This window comes from Streptomyces sp. NPDC048514 (assembly GCF_043199955.1).
GTDB lineage: Bacteria > Actinomycetota > Actinomycetes > Streptomycetales > Streptomycetaceae > Streptomyces.
The window spans coordinates 155,945-172,113 of sequence record NZ_JBICWT010000009.1; the positions used below are offsets into that span (position 1 = coordinate 155,945).

The window sequence follows — 16,169 nt, forward strand, 5'->3', positions numbered from 1 at the left end:
TCACTCTCCGAACAGATCGGTGACCCGCTGCCGGACTTCCTCGCGGTGAAAGGTCAACTCGTGCATGGCGAGTTCCGCCTCGATGACGCCCGGCAGTTCCTCGCGGATCGGGGCCACGAGATGCTGCTTCAGCGCCCGCAGGGACACGGCCGGTTTGTCGGCCAGCTCCCTGGCCAGCCGCAGTGCCTCGGGCAGGACGTCCTTGCGCGGCAGGACGGGGAACGGCACGCCCCGGGCGGCGAGTTCACCGCCCTGGTGGCCGGCGCCGTTCAGCAGCATCTCCTGGGCCAGCGGCAGACCCAGTTTCCGGGGCAGGATGCAGGTGGCGCCCATGCCGGGGGTGAAGCCGTACCGCATGAAGTTGGCGGTGTAGACGCTCTCGCGGCTCAGCACGACGAAGTCCGCGTACAGCCCCATGACGAAGCCGCCGCCGATTCCGTGCCCCTGCATCGCCGAGATGACGGGCACCTCGCACGCGAGGGCCAGGCTGTACAGGTTCAGGTCGGTGAAACGGCTGCGGCCCTCGTGAATGGCGAGGAGACCGTCCTGGGTGCCCCCGGAGGAGAAGTAGCTGTCGTACCCGGTCATGACGACGACCTTGCAGGTGTCGTCACGGCCCACCGCCGCGAACGCGTGCTGCAGCCCGTCCACCATCTCCTCGGTGAAGGCGTTCTTGTGCGTCGGGTCCCGCATGGTCAGCAGGGCGATGCCCGGGCCGGCCTCGCGGAGGTCGACGACCGGTCCGGTCACGCTTCCCATGGCAGGACGCCTTCCTCGGTGTAGCGGCGGATCAGGGTGAGGTTCCGCTCGTCGGAGAAGACCTCCCGATTCCCCGCCGAGGCGGTCGGCAGCGCCGCGGTCAGCCCGTCGTCCAGCGCGTGCAGATAGCGCTTGTAGCGCGCGATCCCCGTCTTGGGCAGGCACTTCAGCCGGGCGAGGTGTCTGCGCAGCAGTGCCTCGCTGTTCTCGCCCGTCACGTCCACGAGCCCGGAGGCGACCGCCGCGGACGCGTCGAACGGCATCGTCATCAGCGTCATGTAATGGGCCTTCTGGAAGCCGCAGCGCCGGATGAGGAAAGGCAGCACGCAGGCCGGGTAGAGCCCGAAGAGCAGTTCCGAGAGACTGAACCGCGCGGTGGCGTCGGCGATGACGATGTCGCTGGCCGCCACGAGGCCCACGCCGCCGGCGTTGGCGACTCCGCGTACGTGCGAGACCGTGACGAAGGGGCCGGTCGCCAGCCGCAGGAACAACTCGTACAGCGCCTCGGGGCGTTGCTCCGCCTGCTCGCCCTCGGCGAGGGTCGCGGTGAGTTCCTGGAAGTCGGCGCCGAAGCAGAAGTAGTCGGGCAGTCCTTCGAGGACCACCACCGTGACGTGGTCCTGGCACCGGTCCAGCGCGTCCAGGCACTCCGCGACGAGAACCGCGTTGATGGAGTTCTTCGCGCTCGGCCGGTCCAGGCGGATGCGGCAGACGGTGCCGGTGGTCTCGACCTTGATCGTCCGATAGTTCATGCCGTCCATCCGTACTCGCGATGGAACTCGCTGACACGCTCCAGGACCAGGCCGGGTGTGCCCTGCCCGGCGCCGAGTTCCTCGGCGTAGCGCTGGGGATCGAGCTGGACGTTGCGGGTGCCGAACGCCACGGCAGCGCTGTCCCGCAGCACCTGGTCGTACGCGTCCATCGGCAGCACGGACCGCCGCCGCAGGGCCCGTTCCACACCGAGTTCACGCAGGGCGTCCCGGCCCTGAGAGGTGGCCACTCCGCTGTAGAACTCCGCGCAGCAGCCGGATCCGTAGGAGAAGCAGCCGATCCTGCGTGGCTCGTCGAAGCCGCCGTGCTCGATGGTGGCGGCCAGTGAGGCGAAGACGCCGGCGCCCATCATGTTGCCCGTGTATCGGGCATAGCGCAGGCCGGGCCTGACCCGCGCCTCGAAGTCGGCCTCGATGTCGGCGCGTGCGGCCTTGGCGAACTTCCGCATCATGGTGCGATGGGCGCTCTTCACCATGCCGCCGAAGGGCGTGTGGAAGGACAGGTAGTCGAAGGTGTCACGGTAGTGCGCCTGCGGGACCCGGCCCCGGTAGGCCAGGAAGGTCTGCTCGCAGCAGTCCAGGTAGGACAGCAGCCCCAGATCGGGGTCCCCGGCCTCCCCGTCGGGCGTCGGACGGCAGGTGTCCATCACCTCGTAGCCGTAGGCGCCGTACGCGCCGGCGTCGAGGTGGAGCACCCGGGGGTCGTCACCGACCAGTACGGCGGCGGCACCGGCCCCGGACGTCGGCTCCATGAAGGCCCAGTCCATGGTGAGGGCCCCGGCGTCCTCCGGGACCGGGTGGCGCGCCACGTCGGTGGCGATCACCAGTGCCTTGGCCCCCGGTGAGGTACGGGACCGGACGAAGTCGACGGCCGTCTGCAGTCCGGCGGTACCGGCGTAGCAGGCGCCCTTCACCTCGAACAGCCGGCAGTTGCGGTTGAGTCCCAGGTGGTGATGGAGGTAGGTACTGATCGACTTGCCGAAGTCGAGGCCCGATTCGGTGCAGGTGACGAGCATCTCGATACGGTCCCGTTCGGCCTCGCCGAGCGCGTCCACGAGCGGCTTGGCGGCGTTGACCCCGAACGTCACCGGGTCCTCGAACGGCAGCGCGACCGTCTTCTGGTGCACCATCAGTTCGCTCAACTTCGCCGAGTCCAGGCGCCGGTGCTCGAACAGCTCCGCGACGTCGACGCAGGCGCTGCCCCCGAAGATGTTGAGTGCTTCTATGCCGACGGGAACCGTGTCCATTCCCTCTCCCCCTCAGCCGTTCGTGTTCTGCAGGCACAGCGCGGTGTTCACGCCGCCGAACCCCATGCTCAACGTCAGCGCGCGGCCGACCTGCCGGGGCACCGCCCGCTCCCGCACCCAGTTCATCTCCGGGTCGATCGGGGATTGCAGATTCCGCGTCGGGTGCAGGGTGGCGGCCTCCATCTGCAGCAGCGTGGCGATGATCTCCACGGTGCCCGCCGCGCTCAGACCGTGTCCGGTGATCGACTTGGTCGCGTTCAGGTACGCCCCGGCCAGTCCGCAGGCGCGCAGCGCCGACAGCTCCACCGGGTCACCGACGCCGGATCCCGTGCCGTGCGGGTTGACGTAGTCGATGTCTCCCGGCTCCCAGCCGGCCTGCGCCAGAGCCTGCCGGATCGCCCGGCTCTCACCCGTGACGGAGGGGTCCGGGTTCCGGTTGGCGTCGAGCGCCACGGCCCATCCGGTCAGCGCGGCGTACGGGCGCGCTCCTCGCTCAGCCGCGGTCGCGGCCCGTTCGACGACCACCGCGCCGCACGCCTCCCCGTAGATGAAACCGTCGCTCAGTGCGTCGAACGGCCTGCACGCCAGGTCCGGTCGGCCGGCGTAGCGGTCGGATCCCATGGCGCCGATCGACCGCAGCGCCTGGCACTCCCAGTACGAGAGGTCGGCCAGCGCCCCGATCGCGACGCACACGTCCACGGCGCCGGAACGCACGGCCTGCGCCGCCTGGATGACCGCCATCTGCCCACTGGCCGAGGCGCCGCCCACGGTGCAGGCCGTACCGCGGATGCCGAACTGCTCGCTGCACAGCCCGCACAGGTCGCTGTCCATGAAGGAGAGTGCGTACGAGGGCGGCAGGTAGGCCGTCCTGCCCCGGTACGCGTCCTGCTTGAGCACCAGCTCCCGCTGCTGGACGTTCGAGCCTCCTACGACCAGGCCCACGCGCTCGGGGTCGGCCCCCGCCAGCAGAGCGTCCTCCCATGCCTCGTCCAGGGCGAGGAGCGCGGCCCGTCCCGAGAGGGACACGGTGCGCAGCAGCTTCTTGGAGAAGCGTTCCGGGAGGGCGAGTTCCGGGAGTTCGGCGCCGAGCACCTCCTGATCCGCGCGCCTGCCGGGGCGGCTCATGGCGGCGAAGTTCCCGGCGCCGGAGAACAGCGCGGACGCGAAATCCTTCTTTCCCGTGCCGACCGCCGTGACCACACCGCAGCCGGTGATGGCGAGCCCGTCAGGCATTCGATTTGGCATGCAGGACATCGACCAGATCACCTATGTTCCGCACGCCCGCGAGTTCGATCCGGGCCATCTGCAGAGACAGGGATTCCATGGCGAGCATGGCCACTTCGGCCCGGTCCACTGAATTCGCCCCGAGATCGGCCAGCCGGTCCTCCCGGCTGATGTCCTTACCCTCCAGATCGGGCAGGACCTCGTAGATGTGCGCCTTCACCATTTCGAAAATCTCGTCCTGCTGCACGGCTTCTGATCCCCTCATCGTCCTGCTTCGTTCACCGCCGGCCCGATCAGGCCCAGACGTACTCTCGATGGAACTCGTTGATCTCCTGCAGAATCAGCTGGCCGGCCATCTGACCGTCCGCCATTCCGGCGGGCAGTGTGCCGGGGTCGAGCTTCCAGTCGCGGGTGCCGAAAGCCACCGCTCCGCCGCCGGTCAGCAATTCCTCGTACTCCGCCATGGTCAGCGCGTGACGCCCGTCGAGATGCCTGGCGATCTCCATGCCGAGCAGCCGCTGCCGGCCCTCCGGCGTGATGACACCGCTGTAGAACTCCGAACAGCATCCGGAGCCGTAGGAAAAGACTCCGACGCGTCGCGGGGCATCGATGGAACAGTTGTCGATCGTGCTCGCCAGCGAGAGGAACACGGTGCCGCCCATGATGTTTCCGGTGCGCTGGCAGTAACGGATGCCCGGCTCCACCCGTTCCTGGAAATCCGCCTCGACCTCGGCTCGCGAAGTCTTCGTCATCTTCCGCATCATGGTGCGATGGGCACCCTTGACCATTCCTCCGAACGGCGTGTGGAAGGCCAGGTGGTGGAAGGTTTCCCGGTAGTCGGCATCCGCCACCCGGCGCCGGTACTCCAAGAACGACTGCTCGCAGCAGTCGAGATAGGAGAGCAGGGACAGGTCCGCGTCGCCGGCCTCGCTGTCCGCCGTGGGCCGGCACGTGTCCATCACCTCGTGGCCGTAATAGCCGTTGGCCCCGGCATCCACCTCGAAAATCGCCGGCGCGTCACCGACGAGCATGGCGACCGCGCCCGCGCCCGAGCTGGGCTCCGCGAACGACCAGTCCTCGGTGAGCGCGTCTCCGCCGTCCACCACGGTGAAGCGTGAGATGTCGGTGGTGACGACCAGTACCTTCGCACCGGGCGAGGCCGCCGCGAGCACGAAGTTGACGGCCGTCTGGAAGCCCGCCGTCCCGGAGTAGCAGGCGTTCTTGATCTCGAACAGGCGGCAGTTGCGGCTCAGCCCGAGATGGTGATGCACATAGGTGCTCAGCGACTTGCCGAAGTCGATGCCCGACTCCGTGCAGGTGATGACCATTTCGATACGCGCCCGCTCCGCGTCGGTCAGCGCGTCGACGATCGGCTTGGCGGCATTGACGGCGAAGGTGACGGGGTCCTCGCAGGGCAGCGCCACCGCCTTCTGCTTCATCAGCAGGTTCTCGAAGCGCCCTCTGTCCAGCCGGCGGTGGTCCACGAGCTGCATGACGTCCAGATACGCCGTGCCGCCGAAGACGTTCATGGCTTCGATCCCAGCAGACCTCATCGGTTTCCTCTCTCGTCCAAGCCGCTCGGCCCCGGGGCCGCCGCCGGTCCGGTCAGTGACTCTCGGCCGCCGTACGGATCCGCTCGATCAGCGAGGTCAGCACCCGGCCCGTGCCCACCTCGACGAACTCCTCCTGGCCGGCGGCGAGCAGACAGCGGACCGTCTCCGTCCACCGGACGGGCCGGGTGATCTGTTCGGTCAGACACGTCTCGACCCGCGAGAGGTCGTACTCCTTGGCGTCCACGTTCGCGATCACGGGGATCGACGGCGCCGAGAATCGTGGCGACTCGTCCGCCAGGTACTGGGCGAATTCCTCCTGCGCCGGAGCCATGTGCCGGCTGTGAAAGGCGCCGCTGGTCTTCAGTTCGGTGAATGCGACGCCCCCGGGCAGGGCCTCGAAAACCTCTCGGGCCGCGGTGATCCGGGTTTTCAGGCCGGACACGACCACCTGGGTCGGCGCATTGTCGTTCGCCACCTCGACATCGGTCAGATCGTGCTGGTCGAGCACCCTGGAGACCTCTGCACGATCCAGACCGGTGACGGCCGCCATGCCACCTCCCTCGATCCGGCCCATGGCCGCTCCGCGTTTGCGTACCAATCGCAGCCCGGTTTCGAAGTCCAGGACTCCGGCGGCGTGCAGGGCGTTGTACTCGCCGAGACTGTGCCCGGCGACGTACTCCGGAACAAGCCCCGTTTCCTTCGTGCGCTTCAGATACGTGAGGGCATTGACGACGTAGACGGCCGGCTGAGTGTACTGCGTCTCGTTCAGCAGTTGATTCGGATTCTCGGTGCACAGCTTCTTCACCGAGTAGCCGAGAATCTCGCCGGCACGTTCCGTCAGATCCGGGAACTCGTCGAACAGGGCACGACCCATGCCCTTGCGCTGCGAACCCTGCCCAGGGAAAACGTAAGTACTCATTTCTCTCCTGCTGTCTTCCGAACCAGCCCGGAATCTCACCGCATGGAGTACCGGAACACCGCATCCACGCAGCGCGGAGTGCAGGGTGAAGCCGCCGTCGACATTGACGGCGGAAGGAGCCAGATGGCATGACGTCGCTACCCGGGCGGTTCATTCCCCCGGGCCGGAAGGAGCTTAGGCGGCTGCGCTCGCCGGTCTCTGCGCCGACGGGATCCCGCTCTGCCGGATCATCTCGGACTCACCACAAACACGTCATTCCCCCGTCGTTCGCATACCGAGCTCATGGGCCACCGGGTACGAACCGCGCCGTGGCCACCGCTAACCAACCCGGGATTTCGAGTCATTGTCAAGTGCCTTCTGCTGTCACCGACCCGCCGGGCACGCCGGTCGCGCCGATCTTCAACGCGCGTCGACTCTTGGGGGACCTGGGGACTTGAAGGTCTCTTGGGGTCGGCGGGATCCCGTGCCCACGTCGAACACATCACAGTCTCCGCCAAACCCCTTGATCAACTACCCGGTGTCCGCTGTAGAGTTGCCGGCGGTCGCAACTGGCGCAGGTGGACAACCACCGGGGAGCGGCCCCAGCACTCCGATGCGAGCGCCGCCCGCCTGGGTGCTCCCGTCAACGATGTCCTTACGAGGGAGTCATGACGTGGAGCTTCGCTATGGGATCAATCCGCAGCAGCGCCGCACCGAGGTGGCGCCGGTACGGCCCGGGGCCTGGCCCGTCCGCCTGCTGAACGGCGAACCGTCCTTCATCAACATGCTGGACGCGCTCAACGCCTGGCAGCTCGTCGGTGAGGCGAGCACCGCGCTCGGCAAGCCGGCCGCCGCCTCCTTCAAGCACGTGTCGCCTGCGGGCGCTGCCGTGTCCGGCTCCCTCGACGAGGCCACCAGAGAGCTGTACGGCCTGGGGGACGCCCCTGTCGGTGAACTCGCCAGCGCCTACCTGCGCGCCCGTGACGCCGACCCCAAATCCTCCTACGGGGACTTCGCCGCCGTCTCCCACCCGGTCGACGACGAACTCGCCGACGTGCTGGCCCGGGTGATCTGCGACGGCGTCATCGCGCCCGGCTACGCCCCCGGCACCGCCGAGAGACTCGGCAAGAAGAAGAACGGCCGCTTCCTGGTCCTGGAGGCCGACGGCACGTTCGCACCACCGCCGCGGGAGAGCCGCGAGGTGTTCGGGCTCCGGTTGTCCCAGGACCGGGACCAAGTCCCTTTGACCCGGGACCTGTTCACCCTGCGGCACGGCGAGCTGCCGGCCGCCGCGACGGACGACCTGCTGCTCGGCCTCGCGGTACTGCGCTACACCCAGTCCAACTCCGTCTGCTACGTGCGCGACGGCGTCACCCTGGGCATCGGTGCCGGCCAGCAGTCCCGGGTCGACTGCACCAGGCTGGCCGGGGCGAAGGCCGACACCTGGTGGCTGCGACGCCACCCGGTCGTCCGCGCTCTGGACTTCAGGCCCGGCGTCAAACGGCAGGACCGCATCAACTGGCAGGTCCGGTTCATCGAGGGCGATCTGACCCCGGACGAGGAGAACCGTCTGGCGGAGGTGCTCGGCACACCGGCGACCGCGCTCGGCCCGCAGGAGCGTGCGCGCTGGCTGGGGACCCTCACCGGCGTGTCCTTCGTCTCCGACGGCGCGCTGCCCTTCCGTGACAACGTCGACCACGCGCAACGGCACGGCGTCTCCTACATCGCCGAGCCGGGCGGCTCCATCCGATCCGACGACGTCGAGACCGCCTGCCGCGAACACGGCATCGCGCTCGCCCACACCGGACTGCGGCTCTTCCACCACTGAGCACGGCGCGCGGCGACGAACAGGGACGCCGAACCAGCCGCCACGAACACGGCATCGCGCCCGCCCACACCGGACCGCGACCCTTCCACCACTGAGCACGGCGCGCGGCGACGGGCCTGTGGCGGTCACCGGGGGAATCGGCCCGCCCCCCGGACTCGCTCCGGTGCGGACGGGAGTGCCGCTCACGTCAGCGACCCGCGTTCCTCACCCGAGCCCTCTCGTCCGGTCCGACCGCAGGTCGGCCGCGCCGGGAAGCTGCGAGCCGGCGTTCCGTACTCCCGGCTCGGCTGACGCGTCGGCCGGCCGTGACGGGTGACGCTCAGACCTCGTCCGGAGCGCCGAGACCGGTGAGGGCGCCCACCGGGTCCAGGTCGGGGGTGCCGCGCGGCCACCAGTCGTCCTGTCCCGGCTCGGACTCATAGCCGTACCACAGGCCGTCACGGCCGAGGCGGAGCTGGACGTGACCGCGCGGGTGGGTGAGACGGTTGCGCCAGGGGCGGAACGCCGGGAGGTCGGCGGCCAGCAGCAGCGGGCGGGCCCGGTCGAAGCGCCCGGCGGGCGGATCCCATGGGTCCTCCAGGACGGCCAGCCCCTCCGGACCGCCCTGCCGCCAGGCCGCGACGGCACGCGCGAGGTCGGCCGGGGTGCGCGCGACGGCCGCCGCGAGCGTGGAGTAGAGCGTGCGGGTGGCAGCGGTCAGGCCGGAACCGGGGCGGGCCGCGGCGAGCCGCACCGCGTCCTGCCAGAGCGTCAGTTCGCCGACCGGGTCGCGCCCGGTGCCGAGCAGCGCGTGCGCTCGCGTGGCGGCGTCGGCCGCCAGCTGGTCCAGCGCGAAGGGGTCGGGGCCGCCGGGCGCCGCCGGATACACCGGCGGCTGCTCGGGGTGCGCGGGCACCGGCAACGGCGCCGGCGGCGGCGGGAGTTGCCGCGGAGCGAGGGCGTCGGTGGCGCGTACACCGGGCAAGGACTGCGGCTGCCGCTCCTGCGCGGCGCGGGCCGCTCGGGCGGCACTGCGCCGGGAGAGCGCGTCGAGCAGGTCCTTCTCGCCCCGGCCGCGCAACAGGAGCAGGACGAACGGGTCGGCGTCGAGCAGGCGTGCCGTCTGGTAGCAGAGGGCGGCCGCGTGCTTGCAGGGGTGGCCGGAGTCCGGGCAGCTGCAGCGGGGGGCGAGGTCGCCGGGGCCGGGCAGCAGGGGGACGCCGCAGTCGGCGAGGGACTGGGGCAACTCCTTGTCGAGCAGGGCGGCGATATGGCCCGGCCGGTCGGCGGCCGCGTCCAGGAACCGCGTCCAGTCCTCGTCCTCCAGTGTGCGCACCCGCATCTGCACGCGGTACGGGCGCGGCCGGCTCCCGCGAACGTACGCCAGCACCAGTCCCGGGGTGACGGTGATCGCGTCGACATGCCCCTGCTCCGCGTAACCGCGTCCGCGCGCCAGCCGCTTCGGATCCAGCGCGCCCTCCTCCAACGCCTCGACCCATGCGTTGCCCCACCAGGTCCCGGCGAACACCCCACCACCCCCGGCCCGACGAGGCGCGAACGCCGCGAACGTGCGCCGGAGTTCGGAGTCACGGTGGGGGGCGGCCATGGACGTGGGCACGGAAGCCGGGCGCGCGGGGGTGGAGGACGCGGGGTCGGAGGACGCGGGGTCGGGGCGCGCGGGGGTGGAGGACGCGGGGTCGGGGCGCGCGGAGGCCGGAGACGGCGCCTCGGACACGGGGGTCGGAGACACCGACCGCGCAGCCGGAGACTCGGGAACCGGAGTTGGAGACGCTGACCGCGAAGCCGAAGGCTCAGGGGCCGGGGCCGGGGCCGGAGAACCCGACCGCGAAGCCGAAGACCCGGAGACCGAAGCCGAAGAACCCGACGGCGAAGCCGAGGGCCCGGAGACCGAAGCCGAAGAACCCGACCGCGAAGCCGAAGACCCGGAGACCGAAGCCGAAGAACCCGACGGCGAAGCCGAGGGCCCGGAGGCCGGAGCCGGAGACCCCGTGGGCGAGGGCGGCGAGGCGGAGGGTGATGGGCGGGGGTCGGTAGGTGCGTGCCGGTCGACCGGGGCACGCGAGTCGGCGGGCGTACGCGGGGCGGCGGGCGTACGCGGGGCGGCGGGCGTACGCAGGTCGGCGGGCGTACGCGGGGCGGTGGGCATGCCCGCGCCGGCGTCGGTGCTCGGCTCCTCGCTCGCGTCCGACGTGTCGGCCCAGCTGGGCATGCGGAAGGCGTTCGCCAAGTAGTGCCGCATCTCCTGGGCGGCCTTGGCCCGGACCGGCCGGGCCTCCTGTCCGGCGGCGGACCGGGGGTGCGGCGCGCCGGCGCCGGGTCGCCCGGTTACGCGCTGCTCGCGCCGGGGCTCTGCCGCCTCGGCACGCAGCGCCGCCTCTTTCCGAGCCGCGCGGAGCGCCTCTCGGGCGACGTCACCGGGGCGGCGACCGCCCCCGGCCCCGCCGGGTCCGGCCTCCGGCGCGGGAGCCGAGGCTGCCTGCTCCAGGGCGTCATCGGGCGCGGAGGCACCGGGCGCGGGTGGCGCGGCGCCGGCACCAGGCGCAGCTGACGGGACGCCGACGGGGACCTTGGGCGTCCCGGTTCCGGTATCGGACTCGTCAGGCCTCGGCGTCCCGGCTCCGGTATCGGACTCGTCAGGCCTCGGCGTCCCGGTTCCGGTATCGGCCGCAGCCGTCGACGTACCCGAGTCGGCCGTCGGCGCCGAGACACCGGGCGTCGTCCGATCCACGCCCTGCGACGCCCCGTTCGCCCCCGGGGCCATCCGATCCGCACCTTGCGCCGACGCGTACTGCGCCATCACATCGGCATCCGACGCCGCCCCGTCCGCCCCCGGCGTGACCCGCCCCGCACCCGGCGCCCCATCCACATCCGATGCCTCCCGCCCCGCACCCGACGCCTCGTCCGTGTCCGATGTCCTCCGGCCCGTGCCCGGCATCGCCGGCGCCGCACCCGGCGTCGGCCGATCCCCGCTCGGCGTCACGCCGTCCGTGGCGCCGCGTTCCGTCTCCGCTCGCTTGCGGGCCGCTCGCAGGGCTTGGCGGGCGGCGTCGGCGGGGCGGAGGTGGTGCGGGTCCGTCATGGTGTCCTCCGCAGGGAAACCAGGTCGGACAGTTCGCGGTCGGTCAGCTCGGTGAGGGCCGCCTCGCCGGAGCCGAGGATGGCGTCGGCCAGCGCGCGCTTGGCGGTGAGCATCTCGGCGATACGGTCCTCGACCGTGCCCTCCGTGACCAGGCGGTGGACCTGGACCGGCTGGGTCTGGCCGATGCGGTAGGCGCGGTCGGTGGCCTGTTCCTCCACCGCTGGGTTCCACCAGCGGTCGAAGTGCACCACGTGGCCCGCGCGGGTGAGGTTCAGGCCGGTGCCGGCCGCCTTCAGGGACAGCACCAGGACGGGGGTCTCGCCGTTCTGGAAGCGGTCGACCATCCGCTCGCGCTCCGGGATCGCGGTGCCGCCGTGCAGGAGGTCCACGGGGATCGCGCGGGCGGACAGATGGGCGGTGATGAGACGGGCCATGCCGACGTACTGGGTGAAGACGAGCGCCGAGCCGTCCTCGGCGAGCACGGTGTCCAACAGCTCGTCGAGGAGGGCGAGTTTACCGGAACGGGCCGCCGGCCGGTCCAGGCGCGCGTCCTCCTTCAGGTACAGCGCCGGGTGGTCGCAGATCTGCTTGAGCGCGCCCAGGAGCTTCAGCACCAGGCCACGGCGCCCGATGCCCTCCGCCGTCTCGATGGCCAGCATCGACTCGCGCACCACCGCCTCGTACAGCGCGGCCTGTTCCCGGGTGAGCGGCACCGGGTGGTCCGTCTCGGTCTTGGGCGGCAGCTCGGGGACGATGCCCGGGTCGGACTTCTTGCGGCGCAGGAGGAACGGCCGCACCAGACGGGCCAGGCGCTCCACCGCCTCCTGGTCCTCGCCGTTCTCCACGGCGCGGGCGTGGCGGGCCCGGAAGGATTTCAGGGGGCCGAGGAGCCCGGGGGTGGTCCAGTCGAGCAGCGCCCACAGTTCGGAGAGGTTGTTCTCCACGGGGGTGCCGGTGAGCGCCACGCGCGCGGGAGCCGGAATGGTGCGCAGCGCCTTGGCGGTGGCCGAGTAGGGGTTCTTGACGTGCTGCGCCTCGTCGGCGACGACCATGCCCCAGGGCTGCTCGGCGAGATGGGCGGCGGTCGAGCGCATGGTGCCGTAGGTGGTCAGGACGAAGCCGCCGTCGAAGCCGTCCAGGGTGCGGCCCTGGCCGTGGAAGCGGCGGACGGGCACGCCGGGCGCGAACCGGGTGATCTCCCGCTGCCAGTTGCCGAGGAGGGAGGCCGGGCAGACGACGAGGGTCGGTTCGGTGCGGGCCCGCTTCAGGTGCAGGGCGATGAGCGTGACGGTCTTGCCGAGGCCCATGTCGTCGGCGAGGCAGCCGCCGAGGCCGAGGGAGGTCATCAGATCCAGCCAGGCGAGGCCCCGCAGTTGGTAGTCGCGGAGGGTGGCGTCGAGGCCGGGGGGCGGATCGGCGGGACGCAGGCCGGCCGTGAGGCGGCCGCGGAGGGCGGCCAGGGCTCCGACGGGGACGGCGTCGACGGTCTCGCCGTCCACCTCGGCCTCGCCGGTGAGCGCCGCGGACAGGGCGTCGACCGGGTCGAGCAGGCCGAGTTCGCGCTTGCGGGCCTTGCGGACGAGGGCGGGGTCGACGAGCACCCAGCGGTCCCGGAGCCGTACGACCGGGCGGTGGGCCTCGGCGAGCGCGTCCATCTCGGCCTCGCTGAGCGGTTCACCGCCGAGCGCCAGCTGCCAGCGGAACTGGAGGAGGTCCTCGCTCTCGAAGAAGCCGGTGCCGTCGGTCGCCGAGCCGGGCGCGGGGCGGATCACGGCCGCGGCCGTCAGGTCGCGAGCGAGGTCCCGGGGCCAGTGCACGGCGACTCCGGCGGCCGCGAGCCGGCCGGCCGCCGCGCCGAGCAACTCGCCCAGCTCCTCCTCGGACAGGGCGAGGACGTCGGGCACGTCCTGTTCGGCGAGCCGGTCCAGGGGCGGCCATACGCGGGCCGCCCGGCGGACGGCGAGAGCCGCGTCGACACGCGCGCGGGGCCCGAACGCCAGGTCGGCCTCCCCCGCCCACAGGGCCGCCGCGTCGGCCATCAGGGTGGGGTCGGCGAGGCTGTGCACCTGCACGATCGCCGCTCCCGCGGCACGCGCGCCGTCGCTCGCGCCCGCGTCGAAGACGTCGTAGGCGGACAGGTCGAGGCGGAGTGAGATCCGCACGCCCGCGTCCATGCCGGCGGCGACCTCGGCCGCCCACTCGTGGGCGTGCGGCAGGGCCTGGGGCTCGCGGGCGGCGAAGGGCCGGCCGGAGGTGTAGGGGGCGGCGGGGGTGCGGGGCAGGGTGTCGGCGACCGCGTCCAGGAAGGAGCGGATCAGGGCCTCCGGCTCGGGCAGCCGCAGCGGGCCGGGATCGGGCAGCGGCACGGCGTGGCCCTCGGGAGGGAGGGCGGCGGCGATCGCGCGCAGGTGCGCGATGTCGTCCGGTTCCAGCGGCCCGGCCCGCCAGGCGTCGTGGCCGCTCGGGGTCAGGCCCGGCAGCAGGCGGCCGCGGGCGACCAGACGCAGGGCGTGCTGGGCGGCGGCACCCCAGCAGGCCGTGGCGGGGTGGGCGGCCGGGTCGCGCCGGGCGCGGACCAGCAGGGGCAGGGCCTCGGCGAGCGGCAGGGTCAGTGCGGGCACCTGCCGGCGGCGCACTCCGGCGCCGTGCCGTCGTACGACCGTCAGCTCGGCGGGGTCGCCCTCCCCGGCGCCCCCGGAGGGCGGGGCGTCGCCGTCGGGATCCCAGAAGGCGATGCGGCCCGCGCGCGGGAGGGGCGCGGGCAGGTAGACGGACGCGAGGCGCACCGGGACGGCGTCGCCGGTCCGCCGGGGCTCCTGCGTGCGCTGTGTCGCCGCAGCCGTGCCGCCGCTCATACGTCCTGCCACCTCCCGCCCGTGTGTCGGATCAGCCGTCTTCGACTCTACGGGCGGGGTCTGACAGTCGGCTCCGGGGACCGGCCGGGGCGCGGCCGGGGGCGGGGCTCACGGCACCGTACGGGAGACGACGAACACCATCGGCCGGTTGACGTCGGACAGGTTCACGACCACGTCCTGGGTGGGCGCCGGGTTCTTCTGCTGGTGGGTGAGGCCCAGCCACGGGCCGGGGCCCGTGAAGTCCCAGCCGCTGACCTTCTGGTCGCGGTCACCGATGGCGATGTCGTCCTTCTTCAGCTCGTCCCGGCGGGCGCCCATGGTCTCGAGGAAGCCGTCCAGGCCGGCCGCGTTGGTGCGGAACTGGACGTAGAGGCGGCTGGTCTTCCAGTTGTTCGTCTCGTAGTAGGCGATGTCCTCGGCGGGATGCGGGACGCTCACCTGGTACAGGCGGCGCTGCACCTTGGACGGCCAGCCCTGGGTGAGGCCGGTCGCGGAGTACTTCGCCTCCTTGTCCTTGCCGCTGTTGCGGCTCTGGTTCGCGGAGATCACCAGGTATCCGGCCGGCACGCCGATGAGCAGGCCGATGATCAGCAGGGTGAGCGCCCGGCGCCTGGCCTTGTGTCTCGGGTCCTCGGCGGGCCGTCGCGGCTCGTCGGGTGGACCGCCCTGGTGGGGCAGCGAGGGCGTCATGCGCTGTCCTGGTCGCGGCGGGCCTGGGTGTACCGCTCGTAGCGCTCGTACCGCTCCACCCGGCGCCGCTTGGCCCGGCGGAAGCGGCGGGCGACCAGCCGGGCCAGATCGGCCGCGCCCACCATGCCGGCCTCGGGGCCGAGCTGGGCGCGGGTGACGCGGGCCTCGGGGCGGTAGCCGCGGCCGGTGAGGTGACGCTTGAAGGCGTCGCGGGCGGGGCCGATGAGCAGGTCGTCCGCGGCGCTGACGCCACCGCCGATGACGAAGCAGGAGGGGTCGAGGGCGGCGGCGAGGTTGGCGATGCCGACGCCGAGCCACTGACCGATGTCCTGGAGCAGCTCCACGCACATGGCGTCGCCCTCGCGGGCCAGCTCGGTGATCAGCGGGCCGGTGATGTCGCCGATGTTGCCCTTGACTCGCTCGATGATCCCGTAGGCCACCGGGGAGTCGGCGGCGGCCAGCTCCCGGGCCTCCCGGACGAGGGCGTTGCCGGAGCTGTACTGCTCCCAGCAGCCGCGGTTGCCGCACGGGCAGCGGTGGCCGCCGGGCACGACCTGCATATGGCCGAACTCACCGGCGACGCCGAACTTGCCGCGCTTGACCTGGCCGTCCTCCAGGATGGCGCCGCCGATGCCGGTGCCGAGGGTGATCATCACGAGGTGGTCCTCGCCGCGGCCGGCGCCGAAGCGCCACTCGGCCCAGGCGGCGGTGTTGGCGTCGTTGTCCACCAGGACCGGCACGGACAGGCGGCTGGCGAGGCGGTCCCGGAGTGGTTCGTTGCGCCAGGACAGGTGGGGGGCGAACAGGACGCGGTTGCGGTCGGCGTCGACCCAGCCGGCCGCGCCGATGCCGACCGCGTGCACGTCGTGCCGGTCGGAGAGGTCCAGGACCAGCTCGGCGATGGTGTCCTCGACGACCTTGGGGCTCTTGGACTTGTCCGGGGTCTCCGTGCGGAGCTTCTCCAGGATGTTGCCGTCGGCGTCCACGACGCCCGCCATGACCTTGGTGCCGCCGATGTCGATGCCCACCGTCGGCACCCGGGGTGCGGTCAGATGGGATCGGCGTTCCCTTGTCCCGACCGTACGGAGCACAGGGGCTCGACGGGAGCCGATGGGGGCGGTGAGGTCGCGGTAGGTGCTCATCGGCGTCGATTCTGCCTCACCCGGGATAGCGGTGCTGTACGGGGCGGGAGAGGGGGTGCGGGACCGTCACCGGGCCCGGGTGCACGACTGCCGCAGGGCTCCGGTGCGCGACCGCCGCCGGACG

General features: G+C 71.9%; 12 protein-coding genes and 1 riboswitch. Of the genes, 1 reads left to right on the top strand and 11 read right to left on the bottom strand.

Annotated elements, in window-relative coordinates; translation table 11 throughout:
• Genes ACGFT2_RS20985 through fabD form a run of 7 tightly spaced genes read right to left on the bottom strand, consistent with a single transcriptional unit; the run spans window position 1 to window position 6,472 of the window.
• A complete protein-coding gene (locus tag ACGFT2_RS20985; protein WP_393280332.1) occupies window positions 1-759 on the bottom strand; it encodes a polyketide synthase in 759 nt (252 codons plus the stop codon).
• Window positions 747-1,511 (bottom strand): enoyl-CoA hydratase/isomerase, encoded by a 765-nt coding sequence (locus tag ACGFT2_RS20990; protein WP_393280334.1) that lies wholly within the window; start codon window positions 1,509-1,511, stop codon window positions 747-749. Before ACGFT2_RS20990 ends, ACGFT2_RS20985 begins: the two co-directional genes overlap by 13 nt.
• Complete coding sequence (locus tag ACGFT2_RS20995) at window positions 1,508-2,776, bottom strand: hydroxymethylglutaryl-CoA synthase family protein (RefSeq protein WP_393280336.1); 1,269 nt, start codon at window positions 2,774-2,776, stop codon at window positions 1,508-1,510. The genes ACGFT2_RS20990 and ACGFT2_RS20995 overlap by 4 nt, the downstream gene beginning before the upstream one ends.
• A 12-nt stretch (window positions 2,777-2,788) precedes the next feature.
• Window positions 2,789-4,009: a beta-ketoacyl synthase N-terminal-like domain-containing protein gene (locus tag ACGFT2_RS21000; RefSeq protein ID WP_393280339.1), complete on the bottom strand. Its 1,221-nt coding sequence runs from the start codon at window positions 4,007-4,009 to the stop codon at window positions 2,789-2,791.
• Window positions 4,002-4,247, bottom strand: a complete 246-nt coding sequence (locus ACGFT2_RS21005) for an acyl carrier protein (RefSeq protein WP_393280342.1) — start codon at window positions 4,245-4,247, stop codon at window positions 4,002-4,004. Before ACGFT2_RS21005 ends, ACGFT2_RS21000 begins: the two co-directional genes overlap by 8 nt.
• 46 nt (window positions 4,248-4,293) lie before the next feature.
• The gene (locus ACGFT2_RS21010; RefSeq protein ID WP_393280344.1) at window positions 4,294-5,553 is read right to left on the bottom strand and encodes a hydroxymethylglutaryl-CoA synthase family protein; all 1,260 of its coding nucleotides are present in this window, start codon (window positions 5,551-5,553) and stop codon (window positions 4,294-4,296) included.
• A gap of 52 nt (window positions 5,554-5,605) precedes the next feature.
• Entirely contained in the window at window positions 5,606-6,472 is an 867-nt protein-coding gene (gene fabD / locus ACGFT2_RS21015) for an ACP S-malonyltransferase (RefSeq protein ID WP_393280347.1), read from the bottom strand.
• A gap of 534 nt (window positions 6,473-7,006) precedes the next feature.
• Window positions 7,007-7,094: riboswitch (ZMP/ZTP riboswitch) on the top strand.
• A 6-nt stretch (window positions 7,095-7,100) separates the two neighbouring features.
• Between fabD and ACGFT2_RS21020 the strand changes: the two genes are divergently transcribed.
• Window positions 7,101-8,279, top strand: a complete 1,179-nt coding sequence (locus tag ACGFT2_RS21020) for a phosphoribosylaminoimidazolecarboxamide formyltransferase (RefSeq protein WP_393280350.1) — start codon at window positions 7,101-7,103, stop codon at window positions 8,277-8,279.
• 319 nt (window positions 8,280-8,598) lie between these two features.
• On the opposite strand, the gene ACGFT2_RS21025 is transcribed toward ACGFT2_RS21020, so the two are convergent.
• The 4 genes from ACGFT2_RS21025 to ACGFT2_RS21040 form a co-directional block, all read right to left on the bottom strand.
• Entirely contained in the window at window positions 8,599-10,518 is a 1,920-nt protein-coding gene (locus ACGFT2_RS21025) for an SWIM zinc finger family protein (RefSeq protein WP_393280353.1), read from the bottom strand.
• 836 nt (window positions 10,519-11,354) lie between these two features.
• Window positions 11,355-14,213 (bottom strand): SNF2-related protein, encoded by a 2,859-nt coding sequence (locus ACGFT2_RS21030; RefSeq protein ID WP_393280355.1) that lies wholly within the window; start codon window positions 14,211-14,213, stop codon window positions 11,355-11,357.
• Window positions 14,214-14,321: 108 nt separating this feature from the next.
• Window positions 14,322-14,903 (bottom strand): sugar kinase, encoded by a 582-nt coding sequence (locus tag ACGFT2_RS21035; protein ID WP_393280358.1) that lies wholly within the window; start codon window positions 14,901-14,903, stop codon window positions 14,322-14,324.
• Window positions 14,900-16,045, bottom strand: a complete 1,146-nt coding sequence (locus ACGFT2_RS21040) for an ROK family glucokinase (protein WP_393280361.1) — start codon at window positions 16,043-16,045, stop codon at window positions 14,900-14,902. The genes ACGFT2_RS21035 and ACGFT2_RS21040 overlap by 4 nt, the downstream gene beginning before the upstream one ends.
• Window positions 16,046-16,169: the final 124 nt, after the last annotated feature.